Origin of the sequence: Ignatzschineria rhizosphaerae (assembly GCF_022655595.1) — a bacterium.
Lineage (GTDB): Bacteria > Pseudomonadota > Gammaproteobacteria > Cardiobacteriales > Wohlfahrtiimonadaceae > Ignatzschineria > Ignatzschineria rhizosphaerae.
Genome location: NZ_CP093379.1, coordinates 1,800,808 through 1,826,061, shown reverse-complemented (window position 1 = coordinate 1,826,061; position 25,254 = coordinate 1,800,808). Strand labels below are relative to the sequence as shown.

25 protein-coding genes are annotated in these 25,254 nt (G+C 39.4%); 14 read left to right on the top strand and 11 right to left on the bottom strand.

The window, feature by feature from the left end; translation table 11 throughout:
- Positions 1–73 precede the first annotated feature (73 nt).
- From fabZ to recO, 7 genes are all read left to right on the top strand, one after another.
- Positions 74–535: a 3-hydroxyacyl-ACP dehydratase FabZ gene (gene fabZ / locus MMG00_RS07970; protein WP_242147153.1), complete on the top strand. Its 462-nt coding sequence runs from the start codon at positions 74–76 to the stop codon at positions 533–535.
- Positions 535–1,323, top strand: coding sequence for an acyl-ACP--UDP-N-acetylglucosamine O-acyltransferase (lpxA, locus tag MMG00_RS07965; protein WP_242147152.1), 789 nt, complete (start codon positions 535–537; stop codon positions 1,321–1,323). Before fabZ ends, lpxA begins: the two co-directional genes overlap by 1 nt.
- A 393-nt stretch (positions 1,324–1,716) precedes the next feature.
- Positions 1,717–2,064, top strand: a complete 348-nt coding sequence (locus MMG00_RS07960; RefSeq protein ID WP_242153411.1) for a VOC family protein — start codon at positions 1,717–1,719, stop codon at positions 2,062–2,064.
- A 69-nt stretch (positions 2,065–2,133) separates the two neighbouring features.
- On the top strand, positions 2,134–3,312 hold the full coding sequence (lpxB, locus tag MMG00_RS07955) for a lipid-A-disaccharide synthase (RefSeq protein WP_242147150.1): 1,179 nt from the start codon (positions 2,134–2,136) through the stop codon (positions 3,310–3,312).
- The gene (gene rnhB, locus MMG00_RS07950; RefSeq protein WP_242147147.1) at positions 3,313–3,918 is read left to right on the top strand and encodes a ribonuclease HII; all 606 of its coding nucleotides are present in this window, start codon (positions 3,313–3,315) and stop codon (positions 3,916–3,918) included.
- 135 nt (positions 3,919–4,053) lie between these two features.
- On the top strand, positions 4,054–4,587 hold the full coding sequence (gene mlaD, locus MMG00_RS07945) for an outer membrane lipid asymmetry maintenance protein MlaD (protein ID WP_242147145.1): 534 nt from the start codon (positions 4,054–4,056) through the stop codon (positions 4,585–4,587).
- Positions 4,588–4,648: 61 nt separating this feature from the next.
- Positions 4,649–5,365, top strand: a complete 717-nt coding sequence (gene recO, locus MMG00_RS07940) for a DNA repair protein RecO (protein WP_242147143.1) — start codon at positions 4,649–4,651, stop codon at positions 5,363–5,365.
- A gap of 727 nt (positions 5,366–6,092) precedes the next feature.
- On the opposite strand, the gene MMG00_RS07935 is transcribed toward recO, so the two are convergent.
- The 4 genes from MMG00_RS07935 to nfsB all read right to left on the bottom strand — a co-directional run bounded on the left by MMG00_RS07935 (position 6,093) and on the right by nfsB (position 10,039).
- Positions 6,093–6,917: an ABC transporter permease gene (locus tag MMG00_RS07935; RefSeq protein ID WP_242153409.1), complete on the bottom strand. Its 825-nt coding sequence runs from the start codon at positions 6,915–6,917 to the stop codon at positions 6,093–6,095.
- A gap of 10 nt (positions 6,918–6,927) precedes the next feature.
- Positions 6,928–7,947, bottom strand: coding sequence for an ABC transporter permease subunit (locus MMG00_RS07930; protein WP_242147141.1), 1,020 nt, complete (start codon positions 7,945–7,947; stop codon positions 6,928–6,930).
- Positions 7,948–7,970: 23 nt separating this feature from the next.
- Positions 7,971–9,113: an ABC transporter ATP-binding protein gene (locus MMG00_RS07925; protein ID WP_242147139.1), complete on the bottom strand. Its 1,143-nt coding sequence runs from the start codon at positions 9,111–9,113 to the stop codon at positions 7,971–7,973.
- 278 nt (positions 9,114–9,391) lie between these two features.
- A complete protein-coding gene (gene nfsB, locus MMG00_RS07920) occupies positions 9,392–10,039 on the bottom strand; it encodes an oxygen-insensitive NAD(P)H nitroreductase (RefSeq protein WP_242147137.1) in 648 nt (215 codons plus the stop codon).
- Positions 10,040–10,482: 443 nt separating this feature from the next.
- On the opposite strand from nfsB, the gene MMG00_RS07915 reads away from it, so the two are divergent.
- The gene (locus MMG00_RS07915) at positions 10,483–12,048 is read left to right on the top strand and encodes a phospholipase D family protein (protein ID WP_242147134.1); all 1,566 of its coding nucleotides are present in this window, start codon (positions 10,483–10,485) and stop codon (positions 12,046–12,048) included.
- A gap of 147 nt (positions 12,049–12,195) precedes the next feature.
- On the opposite strand, the gene rimO is transcribed toward MMG00_RS07915, so the two are convergent.
- The 7 genes from rimO to MMG00_RS07880 form a co-directional block, all read right to left on the bottom strand.
- On the bottom strand, positions 12,196–13,521 hold the full coding sequence (gene rimO, locus MMG00_RS07910) for a 30S ribosomal protein S12 methylthiotransferase RimO (RefSeq protein ID WP_242153406.1): 1,326 nt from the start codon (positions 13,519–13,521) through the stop codon (positions 12,196–12,198).
- A 249-nt stretch (positions 13,522–13,770) separates the two neighbouring features.
- Positions 13,771–14,454, bottom strand: a complete 684-nt coding sequence (gene dnaQ, locus MMG00_RS07905) for a DNA polymerase III subunit epsilon (protein WP_242147132.1) — start codon at positions 14,452–14,454, stop codon at positions 13,771–13,773.
- 22 nt (positions 14,455–14,476) lie between these two features.
- Positions 14,477–14,941, bottom strand: a complete 465-nt coding sequence (gene rnhA / locus MMG00_RS07900) for a ribonuclease HI (protein WP_242147130.1) — start codon at positions 14,939–14,941, stop codon at positions 14,477–14,479.
- 2 nt (positions 14,942–14,943) lie between these two features.
- Positions 14,944–15,738 carry a thymidylate synthase gene (gene thyA / locus MMG00_RS07895; protein WP_242147128.1) on the bottom strand — a complete coding sequence of 265 codons (795 nt, stop codon included), beginning with the start codon at positions 15,736–15,738 and terminating at the stop codon, positions 14,944–14,946.
- On the bottom strand, positions 15,735–16,553 hold the full coding sequence (gene lgt, locus MMG00_RS07890; protein WP_242147126.1) for a prolipoprotein diacylglyceryl transferase: 819 nt from the start codon (positions 16,551–16,553) through the stop codon (positions 15,735–15,737). Before lgt ends, thyA begins: the two co-directional genes overlap by 4 nt.
- A gap of 92 nt (positions 16,554–16,645) precedes the next feature.
- Complete coding sequence (locus MMG00_RS07885; protein ID WP_242147124.1) at positions 16,646–17,338, bottom strand: thiol:disulfide interchange protein DsbA/DsbL; 693 nt, start codon at positions 17,336–17,338, stop codon at positions 16,646–16,648.
- Positions 17,339–17,432: 94 nt separating this feature from the next.
- The gene (locus MMG00_RS07880; protein ID WP_242147122.1) at positions 17,433–18,077 is read right to left on the bottom strand and encodes a c-type cytochrome; all 645 of its coding nucleotides are present in this window, start codon (positions 18,075–18,077) and stop codon (positions 17,433–17,435) included.
- A 318-nt stretch (positions 18,078–18,395) separates the two neighbouring features.
- Here MMG00_RS07880 and thrS point away from each other — a divergent pair, with 318 nt between their 5' ends.
- The 6 genes from thrS (at position 18,396) to pheT (ending at position 25,252) form a co-directional block, all read left to right on the top strand.
- Entirely contained in the window at positions 18,396–20,315 is a 1,920-nt protein-coding gene (thrS, locus tag MMG00_RS07875) for a threonine--tRNA ligase (protein ID WP_242147120.1), read from the top strand.
- A gap of 223 nt (positions 20,316–20,538) precedes the next feature.
- Positions 20,539–21,075, top strand: coding sequence for a translation initiation factor IF-3 (gene infC, locus MMG00_RS07870; RefSeq protein ID WP_242153404.1), 537 nt, complete (start codon positions 20,539–20,541; stop codon positions 21,073–21,075).
- A 41-nt stretch (positions 21,076–21,116) separates the two neighbouring features.
- On the top strand, positions 21,117–21,314 hold the full coding sequence (gene rpmI / locus MMG00_RS07865; RefSeq protein ID WP_242147118.1) for a 50S ribosomal protein L35: 198 nt from the start codon (positions 21,117–21,119) through the stop codon (positions 21,312–21,314).
- A gap of 23 nt (positions 21,315–21,337) precedes the next feature.
- Positions 21,338–21,694, top strand: a complete 357-nt coding sequence (gene rplT, locus MMG00_RS07860; RefSeq protein WP_242147116.1) for a 50S ribosomal protein L20 — start codon at positions 21,338–21,340, stop codon at positions 21,692–21,694.
- Between the two features lie 133 nt (positions 21,695–21,827).
- Positions 21,828–22,841: a phenylalanine--tRNA ligase subunit alpha gene (pheS, locus tag MMG00_RS07855; RefSeq protein WP_242147114.1), complete on the top strand. Its 1,014-nt coding sequence runs from the start codon at positions 21,828–21,830 to the stop codon at positions 22,839–22,841.
- 26 nt (positions 22,842–22,867) lie between these two features.
- A complete protein-coding gene (pheT, locus tag MMG00_RS07850; protein WP_242147112.1) occupies positions 22,868–25,252 on the top strand; it encodes a phenylalanine--tRNA ligase subunit beta in 2,385 nt (794 codons plus the stop codon).
- The last annotated feature ends 2 nt before the right edge of the window (positions 25,253–25,254 follow it).

Sequence of the window (25,254 nt, the reverse complement as noted above, 5' to 3'; positions counted from 1 at the left end):
ATAAGTTGCTATTGATTTATCGACGGCAAACAGTCTGTAATAATCAAATATTAAAAAATAGAGAATAATAAATATGAGTGATAATAAAGTAATCGATATTAATGAAATCATGAAATACCTTCCGCATAGGTATCCTTTTTTAATGATTGACCGTGTACTTGATTACACTCCAAATGAAACTTTGCATGCTCGCAAAAATGTCACTTATAACGAGCCTTACTTTTTAGGGCACTTCCCCGTAAAACCCATTATGCCTGGGGTGATGATTTTAGAAGCATTAGCCCAAGCTACGGGAATTTTAAGTTTTAAATCGGTAGAAGATTATGATTCAACAGATCAGTCAATTTACTACTTTGTAGGAATTGATAAAGCGCGTTTTCGCCGTCCTGTAGAGCCAGGTGATACGTTAGATCTTAAAGTGCAGTTCCTTCGTGCAAAACGTGGTATCTGGGCGTTTGAAGGTAAAGCATATGTTGATGGGCAGCTTGTTTGCCAAGCTGAATTAATGTGTACACGTCGTGAGGCATTTGAGTAATGACAACCCCACTGATTCATCCCACAGCGGTTATTGATCCAACGGCAATATTACATGAAAGTGTAAAGGTTGGTCCTTTTTGTGTGATTGGACCTAATGTTAAAATCGGTAAAGGGACCGTTTTAACATCGCACGTTGTGATCCAAGGACCGACAACAATTGGCGAAGATAATACGTTTTATCAATTTTGTTCAATTGGTGAAGTTCCACAAGATAAGAAATATAAAGAGGGCGATGAGGTCTTCTTAGAAATTGGTGATCGCAATACTATTCGTGAGTATGTCAGTATTAGTCGTGGTACTGTTCAGGATAATTCCCTAACAAAGTTAGGGGATGATAACTGGATTATGGCGACATGTCATATTGCTCATGATTGTATTGTCGGAAGCCGAACTATTTTTGCTAATGGCGCTTCTCTTGCGGGTCACGCGATTATTGAAGATGATGTTATTCTTGGCGGATATTCAATGATTTATCAGCGTTGCCGTATCGGGCAAGGCGCAATTACGGGATTTTCATCCGGAATTCATCGTAACGTTCCCCCCTTTATTACAGCGGCGGGTTACCGCGCTGTCCCTTCAGGGATTAACTCGGAAGGCTTACGCCGTCATCAATATTCATCAGAGGCGATCAAAGCGACTAAAGATGCTTATAAGTCTTTATATCGTAAGGATCTCACTTTACAAGATGCAATTGTTGAAATTAAAGCATTAGCTGTTGATTTCCCCCATCTTGAGAAGATGGTGAAGTTCTTGGAAGAGACAGAAGATCGCGGTATTATTCGCTAGTTGCGATTATTGTAAATGACAAAATGGAGTAAGTTTGAAAGTCGATGGCTGAATATGATAAAAGAATATTCAGTTTCACTTTACTAGACTTACTCCATTTTTTATCGTTATTGATTATCGTGAAATAGGTTCTATTTTGTATCTTGCAAACAGGGTTTAAGACTTGCTTTTCTTAAACCAATTTTACAATGTATAGTACCATCGGTTTAAAAAGGTCTATTTTGTGGCGAGAGTGAGAGCTTGCGAGATGCCAGATTAGAGTGACTCTGACGTTTTTCATCACAGGTACGCTGGCAATTGGTTTAAAGACTTTTAAACTGAGTTAACGATACTATAAATTAGGTTCATCAATATCCGTACGATAAATAGATGCGGTAAAATTAAATGAAAGTAATGACACCAATAGCAGTCTTAATTCATGTGCAAAATGTTCAAGAGGGCTTAAAATGGTATAAAAAAGCCTTCCCAATGGCTGAAGAGATCTATCTTCCGGCATTTGACTTCACATTATTATCGATTGGGACATTTTCAATCGAGATCGTACAAGCAGATGCAAAAGTTGGACAAGGGAAGTGTGGCTCTGTACTTTATTGGCTTGTGGAAGACTTTGATCAAGCCATTGAACATTTTGAAAGATTAGGTGCTAAATTATACCGTGGACCTATGATGCTTGATCAAGGGATGAGAATGTGCCAAGTGGAAGATCCTTTTGGTAATTTAATCGGTTTAAAGGGGCTATAAGTAGATATCATTTTTATGATTGTTGAAAAAATAGATGTGATTATCATTATCGATAAAAAGGAATAAGGTTTGGAGAGTCTTACAGTAGAAAAAGCCCCCATTTTTATGTTGGTGGCAGGTGAGTTATCTGGAGATTTACTAGGCGGAGGACTCATTCGTTCATTAAAAGAGATCTATCCTAATGCCGCATTTTTTGGTATTGGTGGACCTGAAATGATCAATGCCGGTCTTGAATCAATTGAGCCCATTGAAACCTTATCGATTATGGGATTGGTGGAAATTTTAAAAGACCTTCCCCGTCTCTTTAAAGTGAAGCGTCAATTAGTGGAAGAAGCAAAGCTTCGAGCGCCTATCTGTTTTATCGGCATAGATGCCCCTGATTTTAATCTACGTTTATCAAAAGATCTTAAAAAACTAGGAATGGCAACTTTTCAATACGTCTCTCCCTCTGTTTGGGTTTGGCGAGAAGGGCGGGTTAAGAGTATTCGCAAAAATATTGATAGAGTGCTTTGCCTTTTCCCTTTTGAAGTCGATTTTTACCGTAAACATCAGGTAGATAGTGTTTGTGTAGGTCATCGTTTAGGAGATGAGATTCCCTTAACTATTGATACAAATACCGCTAAGGCTGCGTTAGATCTTGATTTAGCGCAGCGATATCTTGCGTTATTACCAGGAAGTCGCCGTGGAGAGATTTCAAGGTTATTGCCGATCTTTTTAGAATCTTTACCATTAATAGCGCGTGATTTTCCAGAGCTCTTTTTTTTAATTCCAGCGGCGACGCCTACCATTAAAACATTAATTTTAGATGAGATTGAAAAATTGCCAGCGGAGCTTCAAGCTAAAATTAGACTCTATCAAGGACAAGCTCGCGAGATTATGAGTGCATCTGATGCCGTATTATTAGCATCGGGTACAGCGGCATTAGAGGCGATGTTACTGAAGAAGACAATGGTTGTCTGTTATCGTTTTAGTGGATTGACGGCTTGGCTTGCTCCAAAAATTGTGAATATTTCCCATTTTTCACTTCCTAATATTTTATCGAAAGAGCCATTAGTGACAGAACTTTTCCAGCAAGCTGTTACTCCCGAAAATATAGCTCAAGAGGTGAAGTTATCGTTAGAAGAGAGCATCGAGAATGGCCAAAAGCGGGAAAAATTTATGAAGATTCATGAATCATTACGTCTTAACTCAGATATTGCAGCGCGTGATGCGGTGATCTCACTGTTACAAGAAAAAGGAATTTTATAGATGCAGCAAGAGAGTTTAGGATTTGATATCGACTTTGAACAAGAGATTGTTGCTGGGGTTGATGAGGCAGGGCGCGGCCCTCTTTGCGGGGATGTATTTGCAGCTGCTGTCATTTTAGATCCTGATAATCCTATTGTCGGACTTGATGATTCTAAAAAATTAACAGAGAAAAAACGCACGCTCTTAGCGCTTGAGATTAAAGAAAAAGCGAAAGCTTGGGCGATTGCAAGAGGAAGTGTGGCTGAGATAGATGAGATAAATATCTTACAAGCCACGTTATTGGCAATGAGACGTGCTGTTGAAGCGTTGAGTGAAACACCGACTTTGCTTCGTGTGGATGGTAATCAAGATCCTAAAAGCGCGATTCCGGCAATGACAATTATTAAAGGTGATGCGCTATTTGCTGAAATTAGTGCGGCATCGATATTAGCAAAAGATGCACGTGATCAATCGATGATTGAAGCTGATAAGCATTATCCTGAATATGGTTTTGCTAAGCATAAAGGTTATGGGACAAAGGCGCATCTTGAGGCGTTAAAAGAATATGGCGTAACGCCGCTTCATCGGCGATCATTTGCACCAATTAAGAAGCTATTGGTAGATTAATTGGTTTTTAGTTGCCATGATATTTTAAGATGTTGTGGCAGAGAATTTAAACTTATTACAAGATCAATAGCATAAAAAGACAACGGCATTGAAACGTAGTAGAATACAGGAAAAACATCTAGAGAAAGGTCTAAAATGAAGAATTCTAAATGGCTCGATTTTATTGTAGGACTATTTGTTCTAAGTGGTATTGCCGCATTTGGCTGGCTTGCAATGAGTGCAAGTAATGCAACCTCTGGGTTAAGAGGTGGTAAAGCGATTAATGTGACAACCTCTTTTACAAATATTGGCTCATTAAAAGTCAAAGCACCCGTTATGATTGCCGGAGTGCGCGTGGGGCAAGTCAATGGTATTACTTTAGATCATGATAACTATAAAGCAGTTGTCTCTTTATCTCTTGATAGTTCAGTGCCTATTCCTCGAGATGGTACAATGGCAATGATTAATACCTCAGGATTAGTTGGTGAGCAATATATTGCTTTAGAGCCAGGCTTTTCAGATGAGATGCTGACAAATGGGGATGTGATTCGCCGAACGCAAGATGCATTTGTGATGGAGCGATTGATCGGACAATTGATGGCATCAATTGGTGGTAGTAAAGATGATGATGAGAAAAAAGAGAGTGACTCATCTGATAAACCATTTAAGCCAGGATCATTACTTGATTAAAGGGATTATGGCGTTAGATTAAACTCGATAAGTCTCTAATCACGTTATAAGAAAATAATGAATGCAAGATGAATTAATATTAAGCCGGACGGAAGGGGTTGTGTTAAATAAACGCCCCTTTAAAGAGTCCGGTTTTTTAGTGGATCTTTTTACCCGTGATTATGGTCGGTTAACGGTATTTGCGCGTGGCCGCGCAAACCCTAAAAAGCCCCTCAATTACTTAGAGCTCTTCACCTACAGCGCATGGTATCTAAAAGAGGGAAAGACATTCTATTTTATTCAAGAAGTTGATGATCTATTTGCATTTCGCCTTTCCGGCAAAGAGATCTGGACAGCTTACTATCTCAATGAGCTCTTATTAAGAGTTTTCCCGAAGCATCAACCCTCTGATGAGCTTTTTGATATCTATTATCGTGTTTTAGAAGCTCTAAAGTTGGAAAAAGAGATAGAGCCTTATTTACGCCAATTTGAGAGCACTCTACTTGCTGATCTAGGGATTCTTCCTGATTTGATGTTTGATGCCGCAGGAGATGAGATTCTCCCAAAGAAACGATATTACCTCTCTTATGAAGAGGGGTTATTACCCATTGAGTATCCTGGGACTTTTCAAGTTAACGGACAGGTGCTTTTAAAAATTAATGATGGGGAAGATTTAGATCGTGAAGATTCAATGATCTACCGCAATATGATGCGGTATCTGCTCTCTCCATTATTGGGTGGAAAGCCATTGCAATCACGTATTTGGATGCAAAAGCTCTACAGTAAAGGACGCGTTTAAAATATAGACATAGTCGATTTGGTTGAAGAAAAGCAAGTCTAAAACAGCTGGCACGGGATTTTAGAAAGAACACGAAACATTCCCTTGAGCCTTGCATAAATCGATAAAGGTACGTATTAAACAGCGCCTGCAAGATGCCGGATAGAACGATTCTTCAGCTTCTTATCATCTCTGTGCCGGCAATCTGATTCAGTCACTGTTAAACCGGTTTTTTTACGATTTATATTGAAATCAGTTTTAGTCGCTTGCAGAGAAATTCACTGATCAATTGAAAGCTCATTTGGATCGCTAACAGTATTCCTGCATAAGCGAGACCTTCGATAAGTCTTTGATAAAGATCTGCTAGACTTAGATAATAAAAGCTCACTTGATTGAGAAGTAATAGGATGATGAGTAGTAGGCTCCATAGAAAAATCCATCGACGTGAGCAATTAAAATAACGCAATATCGTTAATCCTAATGTGCAGACCTGTAAGTAGCCTAAGATGATAATGGCAATTGCAAATGTCCAGCTATTGAAAAAACTTTTAAATGTTATCGGGTTAGACTCCATATAAAAATATCCGGTAAGAAGTAAAAAGGGAGGTAGGATAATCCCTTCATGAAGTAGAAAAATTGCCAGAAATCGTCGAATATTCATGATGGCTTTTATTACCTAGAGATCGCGTTTAATAAAAACCTAGCACTATGGGTCATAATGCTAGGTTTGATGATGTGAAGTATGATTTTAGGCAATTTCTCTATGGGCATTTTTTTCATCTTCTTCTCGGCGTTTTGAGAGATAGTGATTAATTAGTGTCACTAAAAAGACAATTGATGCCACAATACCAATCATAATAGTGGAAAGTGCATTGATATTAGGGCTGACGCCTAAACGGGCTTTTGAATAGATCCAGATGGGAAGCGTAGTCCCCCCAGGGCCTGTTGTAAAGGTTGCAATAACAAGGTCATCTAACGATAGTGTAAAAGAGAGAAGCCATCCTGAGATAATTGCCGGTAGAATCATTGGTAGTGTGATATAGAAAAAGGTGCGAATGCCATCTGCACCTAAATCCATCGCTGCCTCTTCGATATGGCGATCAAATCCTGTTAAACGCGATTGTACAACGACCACAACGTAGCACATAGTGAAGGTGATATGCGCGATCATCATTGTAAAAAATCCCGTACTAAATTTAAGGGCGACAAAGGTAAGCCCAAGAGCGCTTCCCATAATAATTTCTGGCATTACCATGGGGGCGTAGGTGATACCAGAAAAGAGAGTTTTTCCTTTAAATCTGCGGAATTTAACAAGCGCAAAGGCTGCCATTGTTCCTAAAATAACAGCAAATGTTGAGGTACTAAATGCTAAGAGTAGACTGGTTTTAGTTGCCGACCAGATGCCATCTTGTTGAAAGAGGTCTGAGTACCATTTAGTAGAGAAACCGCTCCAAACAGTGACAAGTTTGGATTCATTGAAGCTATAGAAAATTACTAAAATAATAGGGATATAGAGAAATAGTAGCCCTAAAATTAATGCCGCCCAATTGAGCGCAGTCATCTGTTTTTTCATCATGCGCCTCCTAGTTGAATTGTTTTGCTTGAATGCGGTTAAAGATATAGATCGGAATAAGCACAATCAAGAGTAAGATTACAGAGATCGCTGAAACTAACGGTAAGTTCATGCCTTGAAGGTAGGTATCATAAAGAACTTTCCCAATCATTGTTACATTAGAGCCGCCTAGAAGATCAGGAATGACAAACTCTCCTATTGCTGGAATGAAAACTAAGAAGCATCCTGCTAAAACGCCAGGAAGGGAGAGCCTAAAGGTAATTGTCCAAAATGTTTTAAGGGGAGGGGATCCTAAATCTAATGCGGCCTCCACTAAGGTGTCGTCAATTTTTATGAGTGTTGCAAAAAGCGGTAAGATCATAAAGGGGAGATAGCCATAAACAATCCCGATATAGACAGCAAGGTCTGTATGGAGGATCTGAAGCGTAACAGGTGAGTTTGGATCAATTAAGCCAATCCCCATTCCAACCCAGTTAATAAAGTTATTCAGAACCCCTGTTGGTGAAAGGATAGTGATCCATGCATAAATACGAATGAGAAAAGAGGTCCAAAAAGGTAAAATGACCAGCATTAGTAAAAAAAGCTGCCATTTTTTAGAGGCTCTCGACATCGCAAGTGCAATAGGATACCCAATAATAAGTGTTAAGAGTGTGGCGAAAAAGGCGATTTTAACACTATTTAAATAGGCGTGGATGTAGATCCCATCTTCCCAAAGCTCCATATAGTTTTGGAAGTTAACGGTGATCTGTAGTAAACCATCATCAATCCAAGCAAGAAGGTTTGAAAATGGAGGGGAGGCAATTTCAGCTTCCGTAAAGCTGATCCTTAAAATAATTAAAAAAGGAATGAGAAAAAAGAGCGTTAACCAAAGATAAGGTACGCCAATAAGAAAGCGATGGCTATGGCCAAGGCTAACGAGAAAACGGTATGGGGCAAAGCGGAGTAACCGACGATGCGTAAAATTTAGGCGAGAAGCAATCTCTGCCATAATGCCGGTAAATGTTCCGACCCCTTGTTGACGGTGTGGCATTGTCAACCCTCCATGATTAAAGGTTAAGAGATGAGTACAATCCCTGAGTCATCTGTAAAGCTTACATAAACACGATCTTCGTGAGTAATACGCTGCTCAATAATTCGCGTATCATTCATTTGTGAGACGGTAATCATTTTTTCATTATCGAGTTTCACGTGATAAATAGATACGTTCCCCATATAACCGATATCCCAAACTTCTCCTTCCACGCAGTTAATCGTGGCATTTTCAGGAGGCGTTAAGGAGATATCGAGCTTCTCAGGACGAACAGCAACCCACGCTTGTGAGCCGACGGTTGCGCCGACACCTTGTGCACATACTAATGGCGTTGGCGCTTCAAAGCTCTCAACCGTTGTTTTATTAGAGGAGATCTCTGAGATAACGCCTTCAAAGATATTTACATCTCCCACAAATTCTGCGACATAACGAGAGTTTGGGAATTCATAGATCTCTGCAGGTGTTGCCACTTGTGCAAGACTTCCTGAATCCATCACCGCAATTCGGCTAGAAACTGTCATTGCCTCTTCTTGATCGTGAGTGACGATAATAAAGGTCATGCCAAGCTCTTCTTGAATGGTCATGAGCTCAAATTGAGTCTGCTCACGAAGGCGCTTATCTAATGCGCCTAGTGGTTCATCTAAAAGGAGAAGCTTTGGTTTTTTTACAATACTTCTTGCGAGCGCAACCCTTTGGCGCTGCCCACCTGAAAGTTGGTGAGGTTTACGTTTAGCAAAACGTTCCATCTGCACAAGCTCAAGCATTTGATTGACGCGGCGGCGAATTTCAGGCTTTTTAACCTTATCTTGTTTAAGACCAAAGGCGATATTATCTTCCACAGTCATATGCGGAAAAAGCGCATAGCTTTGAAACATCATATTAACAGGTCTTTCGTAAGGAGGGATTTTTGACATATCTTCGCCTTCTAGTAAAATCTTTCCTGAAGTCGGCGTTTCAAAGCCAGCAAGCATCCTTAAGAGTGTTGTTTTTCCGCAGCCTGAAGGGCCTAACAGAGAGAAAAACTCCCCTTTATAGATATCTAAAGAGATATGATCGACCGCTAAATGGTCATCATAACGTTTGACGATATCAGTAATTTCAACATGGGGAACAGAATTAGGATCACGCCAAGGTTCATACTTGTGTAAACGGCTTTGTTGTTGCATAAGCGCCTCCGCATTTGATTAAAGAGGAGAATTTTGATTAAAACTCTTTAAAAATGGTGAAAGGGAAGGTGTCAAGAAAGGCTTCTTATCTCGCAGAGTGCGAGGGCTGAATTTTAGTGTGTTTTTGCAGAAGGGGCAAGCCTTTTTCAAGAAATAAGTTTCTAAAACTTCATCTTCTTCATTAGTTATTAGTAATAGTTGCTCTATTGAGAGCGCTTTTGGCATGATTAATGCCAAAAGCTGATAGGGAATAAATCTTTGGAAATCCCATTTTTATGCTAGATAATGGTAAAAAGATCGTTAAATGGTAGTCGAGATTTATTAAATGCCGCATTGAAGTCTTCATCACTACGATAACCTAGTGATGCTACAACGACACTTCGGTACCCTTTAGCTTGAAGATCTAGTATCTCATCGAGCTTATCAGCATTAAAGCCTTCAATCGGTGTTGAGTCAATATCAAGAGCAGCCGCTGCAAAAAGAAGGTTACCAAGAGCGATATAGACCTGTTTTTCTTGCCACTGGTGGAGCTTTTCTGGGGATTGGCTGTTTAAATCGACAAAAAAACGACGACCTTTATCGTTATCCTCTTTCATTTGCGCTTGAGGAAATCTTTGATCTTTCTCTTCTTGATCAACAATTTTTGTTAGATATTCACTAGGAAATTCATTGCGAGATAAGAAAATGACAACATGTGATGCATTTTTAATACGAGGTTGATTGAATTCAAAAAATGCTGGTAGGATCTTTTCTTTCGCAGCCTTTGATTCTGCAATAAAAAAGTGCCAAGGCTGAGAGTTTACCGATGAAGGGCTATCTCTTAAGACAGCGTAAAGTTGCTCGATCTCCTTTTTGGGGATTTTTTTATCGGGATCATAAGCTTTACAAGTATAGCGGCGATTAGCGATATCAGTGATAGATTTCATTATACTACTCCTTTGTTATTAGTGATCAATTGACGCAATGAGTCACGGCTTTAATAAACCTTTTAGATTATTAAAAGATTCAAGGATTTTAATTTTTAAAGGATTAAAGCATCTACAATAGCCGGTAATACTCTATCATTTTATCTATAGGCTGAATAGTTTAGCTGTTTTTATATTAAGATGGGAATCACTTTTGCAAGAGGGCAGAAGGAGAAAGATGGAATAATAAATTCGAATATTATCTATATAAGGATATCGTGAGATAATTGATTCTAAAAATTTGAGAATTAAATATAATAAATCAGATCTAATTAAATAGCAGCATTTACAAATGGCAAATGATTTTAATGCTAAGGTTAAAGGATATAACTTAAAAGATAGTCGTCTTAGCCTATTTTAATGAAAATATTGGAGTGGATTAGAGCGTTAGGGGATTAATCGTAATGACAATTGGGCATATGATAAAACTAATAGTGATCATGTTTGTTTTAGTAGCGTTAGCACTTGGTATTTTGGCAGCTTGTGCAGTTAAGCCTTTACCAAAGCTAGAGCAAGTTGAGAGTCGAGCAATTCCTCCTAGTGAAGGAACGCAGCTATCAAAAATGCTAGAAGAGGAGCATTCAGAAGATCCAGATTTAACGGGCGTTGTTATTTTAGGGGATCCCCTTGATGCTTTTGTGGCGCGTTCTGCGCTCTTAAATCTAGCAGAAGAATCGATAGATCTACAATATTATATTTGGAGACCCGATACCTCCGGCATGATGTTATTACGGGATATTTATGCAGCTGCTGAGCGAGGCGTTCGCGTTCGTTTATTATTAGATGATAATAATACTAGGGGGATGGATGATTTATTATCGATTTTAAATGATCACCCTAATATTGAGATACGGCTTTTTAACCCCTTTACTAACCGAAAATTGCGATTTTTAGGGTACATTATTGATTTTAAAAGACTCAATCATCGCATGCATAATAAGTCTTTAATTGTAGATGGTGTTGCGGCAATTACAGGGGGGCGCAATATTGGAGATGAATATTTTGCAGCGGGTGATGGGATGGTCTTTTCAGATCTAGATGTCATTACCATTGGTAAAGTTGTGCCAGAGTTAGCGCGGGACTTTGATAATTATTGGAATAGTGTTCTTGCGTATCCTGCCGAGCAGATTATCACCAAAGAGTATGGTAGTGATTATATTGCAGCGTTAGAGAAGCTGCGCCGAACGAAGTATCGAGCGGATGTTGAAACTTATGAAGCGGCATTGATGAAGTCAAATCTTTTAGAAAAGATGATTCAACATGATCTTCAGTGGGAGTGGTCTAAAGCGCTCTTGATTTCAGACCCACCCAGTAAAGCTTTAGGAGTCTGGAGTGAAAATGATTTTCATAAACCGCTAGTACAAGCAATAGGGGATATTCATCAAGAGATATTTTTTGTCTCCCCCTATTTTGTTCCAACAGGAGATGGGACGAAATTTTTGATAGATCTGGTGGATAAGGGGGTTGATGTTTCGGTATTGACCAACTCTTATGATGCAACAGATGTGGCATTTGTGCATGCTGGATACGCTAATTATCGCAAGCAACTTATTGATGCCGGGGTTAAAATTTATGAGCTTAAAGCTCGCTATGTAGATGATGTTCCTGATGTTAGAGATAAAGGGTTAGTGGGAAGTTCGGCTTCAAGCTTGCATGCAAAGACCTTTGTTGTTGATAAATCAAGGCTTTTTGTCGGGTCATTAAATTTAGATCCTCGTTCTGCAAAAATTAATACTGAAATGGGGATGGTTATTTTAAATGAAGATCTCTCATTGAGAATTGATCGAAAAATTCATGAGCAATTATTAGAACGATCTTATAGAGTTGTCTCTGATAAGGGAAAATTAAAATGGCTTGTCTATGAAAATGGTGAGCTTGTAAGAACTTATGAAACAGAGCCTAATACGAATGCATTTGAGCGTGGGTTTATGAAGGTTTTGACTTGGTTACCTATTGAATGGTTACTATAAATCACGATTAGATTCATTAAAAAATGCCGCAAAGAAAAATTGCGGCATTTTTTATATCATGACATAGCGTAGATATTTTAATCTCTTAATATTGACCTTTTTAAGGATATTTTCAGGATGTTGTGATTAAAAGGGAGATTCTACATTTTAAAGAGAGCCTGCAACAGAGCCATATAGATCATAAGTATCAGCATCATCAACGGTCACATTAATGATGTGACCAATCATCTCTGGTGTAGCATTATCGATATAGACCAAGCCATCAATCTCTGGGGCATCTGATTTTGTTCTACCAATAGCGATGCCTTCCTCGTCATCAAAGTCATCTATTAAGACCTCTAAGGTTTTTCCAATTTTTGCTTGTAGTTTTTCAGCAGAGATAGTCGCTTGCAACGTCATAAATCGCTCTAATCTTGCCTCTTGAACGGCTAAAGGAATAGCTGTTGCAATCTCATTTGCAGGGGCGCCTTCAACGGGAGAGTAGATAAAAGCACCAACACGATCTAACTTTGCTTCTTTGATAAAGGCCAGTAACTCTTCAAATTCTGCTTCTGTTTCCCCTGGGAAGCCAACAATAAAGGTTGAGCGGATGGTAATCTCGGGGCATATTTCTCGCCACTTTTTGATACGATTTAACATGTTTTCGCTATTAGCTGGGCGTTTCATGGCCTTTAAAATACGCGGTGAAGCGTGTTGCATCGGAACATCTAAGTAGGGAAGAATCTTACCTTCAGCCATTAACGGAATTAGATGATCAACATGGGGATAGGGGTAGATATAATGTAGCCTGACCCAAATATTGAGCTTAGCAAGCTCTTCACAAAGATTTTGAATATGGCTGCGAACAGGTTTTCCCTCCCAGAAACCTGTTTGGTACCTTACATCAACGCCATAGGCGCTAGTATCTTGTGCAACAACTAAGAGTTCTTTAACGCCTGCTTGTGCTAATTTTTTTGCTTGAGATAAAACATTACCTACAGGATATGATTGGTGTTTTCCTCGCATAGAAGGGATGATACAAAAAGTGCAGCTGTGATTGCAGCCTTCAGAGATTTTAAGATAAGCAAAATGGCGTGGTGTTAATTTAATACCTGCCGCAGGGACAAGATCTAAAAAAGGATCATGAGGCTTTGGTAAATGCTGATGGACAGATGCCATAACTTCTTGGAAGGCATGAGGTCCTGTAATGCTTAAAACATTGGGGTAATGAGAGAGAATTTTATCGGCATTAGCGCCAAGGCAACCTGTTACAATCACTTTTCCATTTTCATCTAAGGCTTCCCCGATAGCATCTAAACTCTCTTGAACAGCTGAGTCAATAAAGCCGCAAGTATTGACGACAACAAGATCCGCTTCATCATATTGAGGCACTATCTCATAGCCCTCTGTGCGCAGTTGTGTGAGGATATATTCAGAGTCAACAAGTGCTTTAGGACAGCCTAGAGAAACAAAACCAATTTTTTGAGCCACAATTTTAACCTTTTAAAGTGAGCCTACGTAATCATTGAAGAGGATAAATCTTGTCATGAAAAAGGGCTGGATAGAAAAACTTTACGGTCAATATTTTATAACAGGCGGCTTTACTCAGAAATAGTTTTTTATTATTTTTATGATAATGGTGACTAAAATGAATCGCTTATCAGCTTTAAAGATAGAGTAAAAGCCCCATATTCTACGAAATAAGGGGCTTTTAAAATATGATTAATATTTAACGATTTGTCATTAATTTTTAAATTTTTCAAGAAAAGCTTGATGGATAGTGAGCTCTTCTTCATTTGCATAACAGACTCTTCTCTTTATTTGACTATTACTTGCTAAAAGTGCGGCATTTTTAGCAGATTGTGTCTCTTGATTATGAGTGGCAGTTTCAAAAGCATCAAAGAAGGATTCTTGCCCTCCTGTCATATTAAGATAGACTTGCGCTAATAGTTCTGAGTCTAATAGTGCGCCATGTAGCTCTCTTCGTGAGTTATCAACCCCTAATCGGCGGCAAAGCGCATCAAGGGTATTACGCTGGCCTGGGTAGATCTCTCTGGCCATTTTTAAGGTATCAATGACTTCTGATCGATCTGTAACGGGAGGTAATCCCATCTGTGCTAATTCATAGTTTAAGAAGGGGACGTCAAACCCTGCATTATGAATTATGAGGTCAGCACCATCAATATAGTCTAAAAACTTTTGCCCAACTTCTGCAAATAGTGGTTTATCACTTAAAAATTCTTCGCTTAATCCATGAACATTAAAAGCTTCTATTGGCATTGAGCGTTCAGGATTAATATAGACATGAAAGTGATTATCAGTAATTTCTCGGTTGATCATCTCAATACAGCCGATCTCAACGATTCTATCGCCTTTATCGTAATCAAAACCCGTTGTTTCTGTATCTAGTACAATCTGTCTACTCATCTGTTATTTTTCCTTAGCCTATTTAATCTAGTGAATCGCGATGGGCTTTTATTGCGCCTGTAGCAAGATCGTCTACAATCTCATTTTCTCTATGGCCGGCATGACCTTTTACCCAGCACCAATCAATAGAAAGATGCCGATCTCTTTCGGCAATGAGTAATCTCCAAAGATCTTGGTTTTGGACAGGCTTATTATTCGCTGTTTTCCAGCCGCGTTTAATCCAACCATCAAGCCAGTTCAAGATTCCTTGCTGAACGTAGCGTGAGTCTGTTGTTAATCTAATGTGGCAGGGGCGTTTTAAAGCTTGTAGCCCTTTTATTGCCGCTGTAAGTTCCATACGATTGTTAGTGGTATCAGCTTCAAAACCTGATAGCTCTTTCTCATGGCCTTTATAGATTAAAAGCGCTCCCCAGCCACCAGGGCCAGGGTTACCGCTACAAGCACCATCAGTATAAATTTGGACAATATCTTCTTGGTTATCACTCATATTTAAACAGCAACAATGCCTTTAATAGTTGGGTGAGATTCATAGCCTTCGATCTCAAAATCTTCAAATTTAAAATCAAAGATATCTTTAGGATTGTTGTGAATAATGAGCTTTGGTAAAGCCATTGGTTCACGGCTAAGCTGCAGATCCGTCTGTTCTAAGTGGTTGGCATAAAGATGACAATCTCCGCCTGTCCAGACAAAATCACCGACTTCAAGATCGCAAACATGAGCAATCATATGTGTTAAAAGTGCATAACTTGCGATATTAAAGGGAACACCTAAAAAGATATCAGCAGAGCGTTGGTAGAGTTGGCAGGAGAGTTTGCCATCACACACATAAAACTGAAAAAGAAGATGGCAAGGTGGAAGGGCCATTTTATCAAGCTCACCTACATTCCAAGCACTAACAATTAAGCGGCGAGAATCCGGATTAGTTTTGATATCGTGAATTAAATTGGTGATCTGATCGACAATAGAGCCATCGGACTTTGGCCAAGAGCGCCACTGAGCCCCATAAACAGGGCCAAGATTCCCTTCAGCATCGGCCCACTCATTCCAAATACGCACGCCATTTTCTTGTAGATAAGCAATATTGGTGTCGCCTTTTAAGAACCAAAGTAGCTCATAAATAATGGAGCGAAGATGCAGTTTTTTAGTTGTTACTAATGGAAAACCATCTTGTAAGTTAAATCGCATCTGATGACCAAAGAGAGAATAGGTACCAGTGCCGGTACGATCTTCTTTAAAATTGCCATTTTCACGAACTTGGCGCATTAAGTTGAGGTACTGTTTCATGATGATTTCCTACGATAAGCAGTAATAAGAATAATAAGCCCAATAAGAACCATAGGGATGCATAAAAGCATGCCTTGTGTGAGCCAACCGCCGGCAATATAGCCAAGGTGTGCATCAGGCTCTCTAAAGAACTCTACAAAAAAACGAAAGCCTCCATATCCTAAAAGGAATATACCAGATGCCGCTGCTTTTGGGCGAGGTTTTGCAGTATAGATCCAAAGGATGATAAAGAGGAGTAAGCCCTCTGTTAGTGCTTCGTAGAGTTGGGAGGGATGACGGTAGACAAAATCAACGGTAGTCGGTGCGTTTTCAAAGAAAAAGCCCCATGATTGATCAGTAAATCTTCCCCAAAGCTCGCCATTGATAAAGTTGCCCATTCGACCAAAAAAGAGTCCTAAAGGAATTAATGGGGCGATAAAGTCTGTAAATTCCCAAAAAGTTTTTTTATAACGCTTGGCAATTAAAAGGCTAGCAATTAAAACACCGATCAGCCCGCCATGAAAACTCATACCAGCCCACTCAATACTTGAGCCAGTCCAACCTAAAATGGATGCAGGATTATCGAGGAAGTTACCAAAGTCATAAAAGAGCGTATAGCCAATTCTTCCGCCAAGAATCGCCCCTAAAAAGAGATAAAATGCCATATCGCTTACTTGTGCTGGTGTCCAGCCTGAGTTTGGCTTTTTAGCACGATAGCTACCAAGTAACACAGCAAGTCCTAAGGCGATGATATACATAAGCGCATACCAACGAAGTGCGACAGGGCCAATAGAGAAGATAATGGGATCTATCTGTGGTGAAAAGTAGAGTGACATTGCAAAACCCTTTCCGTGGTGAGTTGTGGAGTCAGAATATAAAAAAGGGCTACTTTTGAGCCCTTTTAAATTATTTGAAAGGAGAGGTAATTCTACTGTGCTTGCGCTTCTTCTTCAACACTTGTTGGTTTTTGAGCCTGACGATCTGCTCTTACCTTGTTAACAACTTCATCAATAGTGATAATGAATTTTTCATAAGCATTGCCATTACCAGGTCTATTAGCCGCATCACTTGCACTTAAGACATATTGACCATCAATAACAACTGCGGGTGTATAAGGCACACGGTATTGATTGACGATAAGATCTGTTCCTCTATTAAAAGAGCTTTTTGTTGAGAAGCCATTCCATGCTTTTAAGAATTTATCTTTATCAATGCCTTGAGTTGCCATAAAGTCTGCGATCTGTTTTTCATTAATAAAGCGTTTACGATCTTTATGAACTGCATCAAAGAAGGCTTGATGTCCGCGCTCTAATTCATTCATTGATTCTAAAGTATAAAATACTTGTGCATAGAGGGTCCAAACACCTTGTCCAGGAGCCGCAAGAGAGATAACTTCCACATCACTCACATCTTTTTGAGTCTCTTTCCAATTTGCAAAAAATGGCTCAAAAGTATTACAAGCAGGGCATGCATAAGAGAAGATTTCAACAACTTCAATCTTTTCAGGATCATAGATAGGATCAACTTTTGGCGAAAGGTTTTGATAAAAATTTTGCGCCATAGCAGTTGAAGCCATTGTTGCAAGCACTAATGTTGTTGTGGTGATTAATTTCTTTAGCATGAGTTTAACTCCTCAAATAATGGACATGATTTAGGCTATTATAAAAGAAAAAAGTGAGCATGAGCTCACTTTTTTATATTTAAATAATTGAAACCTATGGTTGTAAGCCTTGGATATAAGAAGCTACTTCTTTAATCTCAGCTTCATTCATGCGTTGTGCAATATCACGCATGATGCGCGCAGGGTCATTTTTACGCTCTTCAGTTTTGAAACGATTGAGTTGTTTCTCTGTGTAGTATGCGTGTTGACCCGCCACTGCAGGATAGTTTGCTGCAGCATTACCTTTACCTGTTGGGCTATGGCACGCAGAGCAAGCTGGAATGCCTTTAGCGATATCTCCGCCGCGGTAAATCTGCTCACCACGAATAGCGAGTTTTTCATCCGCTAATTGATATTGAGTTTTTTGTTTAGATAAGAAAAGGGCAACATCTGCGATTTGTTGTTCTGATAATTTATTAGCCTCAGAGCTCATCTCAGCATCAAAGCGAAGTCCGTTATCAGGATCGCTATATGAGCGCTTTAATTCATAGAGCTGGGTGCGAATATATTTCTGATGTTGACCTGCAAGACTTGGGTATAGATCGTTAATGCTGATACCATTTTCACCATGGCAGGTCGCACATGTAGTATTGACGATCTCTTTACCAGCCTCATAATTTGGCGTAATCTCATTTGCATTAACGTTCGTGAACATTAAAGTAACACCAATTCCAATTAGAGCTTTATAGTTAAAACGCACAGCAGTCTACTCTCCTAAATCTGGGTTGTTCTATTGTCAATTGATACGGCGAATACGCCGATATGTTCTGCTCGTTACGGGCTTATTCGTAACACTATCAATCAACTCTTTAAATAATCTATCCTAAATATTGCACTATTCTATTCTATTTTGAAAAAAATATGTAGTAGAAGTGTGAAAGAAGTTTGCCTAAGTCAATATTTCGCTTTAGATCACTTCCTAGATTCACTGGAATATTTTATGATATATGAATCGAAGATGGTCTATAATACCTTGTTTAGAAAGTTATACGTTGTTTTTTAAGGAGTGAAATAATCAATGCCCGTTATTACTTTGCCTGATGGCAGTAAAAGAGAGTATCAAGGCGCTGTAACTGGATTTGATATCGTCAATGATATTGGACCCGGCCTTGCAAAAGCTGCACTTGGAATTGTTGTAGATGAAGAAGATAAAGATCTTAGCTACACAGTTACCACCGATGTCGATTTTAAAGTACTGACGGTAAAGGATGAGGCAGGGCTTGATATAGCAAGACATACCTTAGCAGCGCAAGTCTTAGCTCGCGCCGTTAAAGATCTCTATCCTGATGCAATGCTTGCCATAGGACCGACAGTTGAACATGGTTTTTACTATGATGTGGACTTTGTTGAACCTATCGTTCCTGAAGCATTAGAAGCGATTGATAAAAGAATGCGTGAGATTCTGAAAGAGAATTTAGAAGTCACACGTGAAATGTGGCCACGAAAAGAGGCTATTCAATACTTCTTAGATAAACGTGAGCTTTATAAGGCTGATATTATTGATCGTGCGCCGGTTGAGCAAACAGAAATCTCACTCTACCGACAAGGTAATAATGGTGAAGATATCTTTATGGATCTTTGCCGTGGACCACATACACCAACAACCAATAAAGGAAAACTTGCCTTTGCTTTAACAAATATTGCAGGAGCTTATTGGCGTGGTGACTCTAATAATAAGATGTTAACGCGTATCTATGCAGTTGCCTTTGCAACAGATAAAGAGTTGCAAGAACATTTAGAGCGAGTCAAAGAAGCTGAAAAGCGTGATCATCGCCGTATTGGTAAAGCGCAAAATCTTTTCCATCTTCAAGAAGAAGCGCCAGGAATGGTATTTTGGCATCCTAAAGGCTGGACTATCTGGCAAGCGGTGGAGCAATATATGCGTCGCCGTCAGAAAGAGGAAGGTTATCAAGAGATCCGTACGCCATTAGTGATGGATCGTACGCTTTGGGAGCGCTCAGGACACTGGGAAAACTATAAAGAGAATATGTTCACAACATCATCTGAAAACCGTGATTATGCGGTAAAACCGATGAACTGTCCGTGTCATATTGAAGTCTTTAATCACGGGCTTCACTCTTATCGTGATCTCCCGATGAGACTTGCTGAATTTGGTTCATGCCATAGAAATGAGCCATCAGGCGCGCTTCATGGTTTGATGCGTGTACGAGGATTTGTGCAAGATGATGCGCATATTTTCTGTCGTGATGATCAGGTTATCTCTGAAGTAGAGAGATTCCATAAATTTGCAATGAGTGTTTATGATCATTTTGGATTTACGGATATCAGTGTCAAACTCTCGCTTCGCCCAGAGCAAAGAGCGGGTGAGGACCATATCTGGGATATGGCAGAGTCTGGATTAAGAACAGCGTTAGGCGCTGCGGGTATCTCATGGGAAGAGCTTCCTGGTGAGGGGGCATTCTATGGTCCTAAGGTGGAATACCATATTAAAGATGCTATCGGCCGCTCATGGCAGGTTGGAACGATTCAGTTAGACTTTGTCTTGCCAGAAAGATTGGATGCAGAATTTGTCGATGAGGATAATACGCGTAAGCGCCCTGTGATGCTCCATAGAGCAATTTTAGGATCATTTGAGCGTTTCATTGGAATCTTAATTGAGCACCATGCGGGATCTATGCCTTTATGGTTAGCGCCAGAACAAGTTTCGATTTTAACAATTACCGGTAATCAGACTGAGTATGCGGAAAAAGTTGCAAAAGCGCTTAAAAAACTTAATATAAGAACTAAAGTGGATGCACGTAATGAAAAGATCGGCTACAAAATCCGTGAAGCAACCATTTCGCGTATTCCTTATATCCTCGTATTAGGAAATAGAGAGATGGAGATGGGGCTTGTTGCGGTTCGTACTCGTGAAGGGCAAGATCTTAGTGCAATGACATTAGAAGAATTTGTCGAACTTATTCAAAAAGACTTGTAAAATAAGATTGTGAATAAGAGCATTTATTAGTCAATAGATATATCAGATATAATCGTTTGTGAGGCTTAGTTTGAAATATTCATTGAAAGATAGCATTCTAAATTAAACTTTAAATTTGAAACTATTAAATTTAAAGTAAAGCTATTCAAACGGTTATATTTTTATTAAAATTAGACATTAATTTTAAGATTTAAAGAATTTAAAGATATTAACAATAGGAGACATTACTATTAGTAATCAATATGAACATCGAATTAACGAGAAGATTTCGGTGAAAGAAGTGCGTTTAATTTTAGCGGATGGGGAACAAAAAGGTGTTGTTCCTCTTGATGAAGCGTTAGAATTAGCATACAATGACTCGCTTGACTTAGTGGAAGTTTCTCCAACAGCAAAGCCGCCTGTATGTCGTATCATGAATTACGGAAAATTCCGTTATGAACAACGTAAAAAGGCTGATGAAGCTAAGAAGAAACAAAAACAAGTTCAAGTGAAAGAGATCAAATTTCGTCCGGCAACGGATGAGGGGGATTATCAGGTAAAACTACGCAACCTGATACGTTTCTTAAAAGATGGTGATAAAGGCAAAGTAACGCTTCGTTTTAGAGGACGTGAAATGGCTCACCAAGATCTCGGGATGGATCTACTTCTTCGTGTAGAGCAGGATTTAAAAGAGTATGGCGTTGTTGAACAGCGTCCAAAAGTAGAAGGTCGTCAAATGACGATGGTTCTCGCTCCTTTGAAGACTGTAACAAAAGAGTAGATTAATTATTTAATTTAAATTAGAAATGCGAGTGGATTAAAATGCCAAAATTAAAAACACATAGCGGCGCTAAAAAGCGTTTCCGCAAAAATGCAAGTGGTAGCTTCAAGCGCCAATGTGCATTCCGTAGCCATATCCTTACTAAAAAATCAACTAAGCGTAAAAGACATCTTCGTGGTGAGGCTGTGATTTCTAAAGCAGATCACAAACAAGTCGCGCAATTATTACCAAACGCATAGTATTAGCTAGGAGAATATAGAAAATGGCAAGAGTAAAACGTGGGACGATCACTAAAGCACGTCACAAAAAAATCTTAAAGAAAGCTAAAGGTTATTACGGCGCGCGTTCACGCTCAATCCGTACTGCAACCCAAGCGGTTTATAAAGCAGGTCAATACGCGTATCGTGACCGTCGTCAACGTAAAAGAGACTTCCGTTCTCTTTGGATCGTTCGTATCAATGCAGCTGCACGTGAGTTTGGTCTCTCTTACAGCCGATTTATCAACGGTTTGAAAAAAGCCGAGATCCAAATTGACCGTAAAGTGCTTGCAGATATGGCAGTTCATGATATTAATGCGTTTGGTGCATTAGCAGAACGTGCTAAATCAGCATTAGCATAAGTACAAAATTTTCTCAGTTAATCATTATCAAAGATAATGATTAATTTATGAGAGTTCAAACAAAAAGGAAAAGCGGCTATTTAGGCACTTTTCCTTTTTTTTATTTAAAAATGATATGTAGGTAGATGAACTAATGAGTCTAGAGACAATTCTTCATTCTGCTTTAGATGCCATCACTAAAGCAGAAAATTTGCAGGCACTTGATGAAGTACGCGTAACCTATTTTGGTAAAAAAGGCCAAATTAGCGGTTTAATGGCGGAGCTTGGAAAATTAGATCCTGATGCCCGTAAAGCACGTGGTGCTGAGATCAATAAAGTCAGAACGGCTGTAATGAGTGCTTTAGAAGCGAAAAAAAATGCGCTTGAAGAAGCAGAGTTGAATCGACAGCTCATGACTGAAACTGTAGATGTGACGCAAGCAGGTAGAAATAGTGATGTGGGAACACTTCATCCTATTACAAGAACGATGATGCGTATTCATGAGTTTTTTGCTTCAGTCGGCTTTGATATTGTAGAAGGTCCTGAAATTGAGAGCGATTTTTATAACTTTGAAGCGCTCAATATTCCAGAGCATCATCCTGCTAGAGCGATGTTTGATACTTTTTATTTTGATGAGCATATGCTACTTCGCACACATACATCAAATACGCAAATTCATGTGATGCAAGAAGAGAAACCGCCAATTCAAATGATTGGATATGGCCGAGTTTATCGTAGTGACTCCGATGTAACGCACAGCCCAATGTTCCATCAGGTGGAAGGATTGGTTGTGAATAAAAATGTGACTTTTGCCAATCTTAAAGGGATTTTGACAGAATTCATGCAACAATTTTTTGAGAAAGATCTAAAGCTTCGTTTTAGACCTTCATTCTTCCCATTTACAGAGCCATCAGCAGAGGTAGATATTGAATGTGTGATCTGTAGTGGTGATGGTTGTCGTGTGTGTAAAAACACAGGTTGGTTAGAAGTTCTAGGATGCGGAATGGTTCATCCAAATGTTCTAAAATCAGTCAATATCGATCCAGAAGAGTTCCAAGGCTATGCCTTTGGAATGGGCGTTGAGCGTTTAGCAATGCTTCGTTATAGCGTCAATGATCTTAGACTGTTCTATGAAAATGATATGAACTTCTTAACGCAATTTAGATAAACACAAATACTGGGTAAGAGAATATTATGAAAATTTCAGTTTCTTGGTTAAAAGAGTGGATTGATACCATTCCAGAAGATCTTTCTGATCGTTTAACGATGGCAGGTTTAGAAGTCGAGGGTATTGAATTAGCAGCGCCTAAATTTAATGGTGTTGTTGTGGGGAAGGTTGTTGAGCTCGTGCAACACCCTGATGCTGATCGTTTGCGTGTAGCGCAGGTAGATGTTGGGCAAGATGCTTTAGTGCAAATCGTTTGTGGTGCGCCTAATGTTGAAGTGGGAATTAAAGTTCCTACAGCATTGGTGGGGGCCGTGTTGCCAGGCGATTTTAAAATTAAAGATGCAAAACTTCGTGGCGTTGCATCTTCAGGAATGCTCTGTTCTGCTAAAGAATTAGGGATTAATGAGGATGCTTCAGGGTTAATGATTTTAGATGAAGATTTAGAGGTTGGCGCTGATTTTAGAGAGCTACTAGATCTTGATGATGAAATTGTTGAGATTGATTTAACGCCAAACCGTGGTGATTGCTTGAGTATTTTAGGCGTTGCACGTGATTTAGCCGCGATTACAGGTCAAGCAGTTGATTCTGTTGAGCGCCCTGAAATTAAGGTTGAGAGCGCATTAACAAAAGCGATCACGATTGAAGATAGCGCAGATTGTCCAAAGTATTTAGGGCGTGTTATTGAAGGCGTTAATCCAGCTGCAGAATCGCCACTTTGGATGCGAGAGCGCCTTCGCCGTAGTGGTATTCGTCCTCATGGCGTATTAGTGGATATAACGAATCTTGTGCTTTTAGAGTTAGGTCAGCCGCTCCATGCGTTTGATTTCACAAAAGTAGAGGGTGATATTACGGTTCGCCGCGCGAAAGATGGTGAAAAGTTAAAATTAATTAATGAAGATGTTGTGACTTTAAAAAGTGACACATTAGTTATTGCAGATCACCAAAAAGTATTGGCAATGGCAGGAATTATGGGTGGAGAAGAGAGTGCCTGTGATGATGCAACAACGACAATCTTTTTAGAATCAGCATGGTTTAATCCTATTACAATTGCGGGTAAAGCACGTAATTATGGGTTACATACAGATTCATCTCACCGTTTTGAGCGTGGGGTTGATTTTGAGCTAGCTGAGAAAGCAATGGATTATGCAACTGCCCTTATACAAAAGTACGCAGGTGGTAAAGCAGGTGAAGTCTCACAAGCGCTTGATGTGAATTTGTTACCAAAACGTGAGCCTGTAAAAGTAAGATTTTATAAAATAAATCAAATAATTGGACAACAATTTACAAAATATGATATAAATACATTTGTGAATCGCATCGGGAATGTGACAGAAATTCACGATGATTACCTTGTTGTGATTCCACCATCTTATCGGTTCGACCTTCAAATTGAAGAAGACTTCATTGAAGAGGTTGCCCGTTTAAATGGTTATGATAATGTTCCTGTCTCATTTGAGATGGTCTCTCAGATTCTGATGACAAAAGTTCCAGAATCAAAGGTGACTTTGGCAGACTTTAAGAATATTTTAGTCGGTCGTGGTTTCCATGAAGTGATTGAGATGAGCTTCATTAGTCCAGCTTGGCAGGCGATTTTAGATCCTAATAAGACGGCGATTGCGTTGAAAAATCCAATTTCAAGTGATCTCTCTGTGATGAGAACAACGCTTTTACCAGGAGTATTAGGGGCAATGGATCACAATCTAAAGCGCCAACAAACTCGATTAAGGTTTTTTGAGTCAGGTCGTACTTATAACGGCACACTAGAAAACGTTGTACAAGAGCTTCATATCGCAGGAGCAATTTGCGGTACGGCAGCGCCGTTACAATGGGGTGTTGATGCTCGTGCGGCTGACTTCTTTGATTTAAAAGGTGATGTTGAAGCGCTCTTAAAAAGAACAGGAAGAGATGATTTCCGATTTGTTCCTTCTAAGCGTGAGATTCTTCATCCGGGACAAAGTGCAGATATTCAATTAGAAAGTGGTGAGGTCGTTGGTTATTTAGGAAAATTACATCCAAGTGTGATTAAAGCGCTTGATTTAGGAAGAGATGTGTTTGTGTTTGAGCTAAATTATGAACTTTTAGCACAATCAGAAACTCCGAAGTTTAAAGAACTTTCACGCTTCCCGGTTTCTAAACGAGATCTTGCGCTAGTTGTTCCACCTGAGGTGACAACCCAAATGGTCATTGATGTGATGAAAGGGCAGTCAAAACCTCGCAAATACCTGACTCATGTAAATTTATTTGATATTTATGTACCGAAAACGGATAAGGCAGAAACAACATCTAAAAATATGGCATTTAGTTTAACATTCCAAAACCGCGAGGAGAGCCTTAAGGATGTGGATGTTGACACCATTGTAGAGGAAATTCTAGCAGATCTAGGGGTTGCCGGAGTTTCACTGCGCCAATAAAG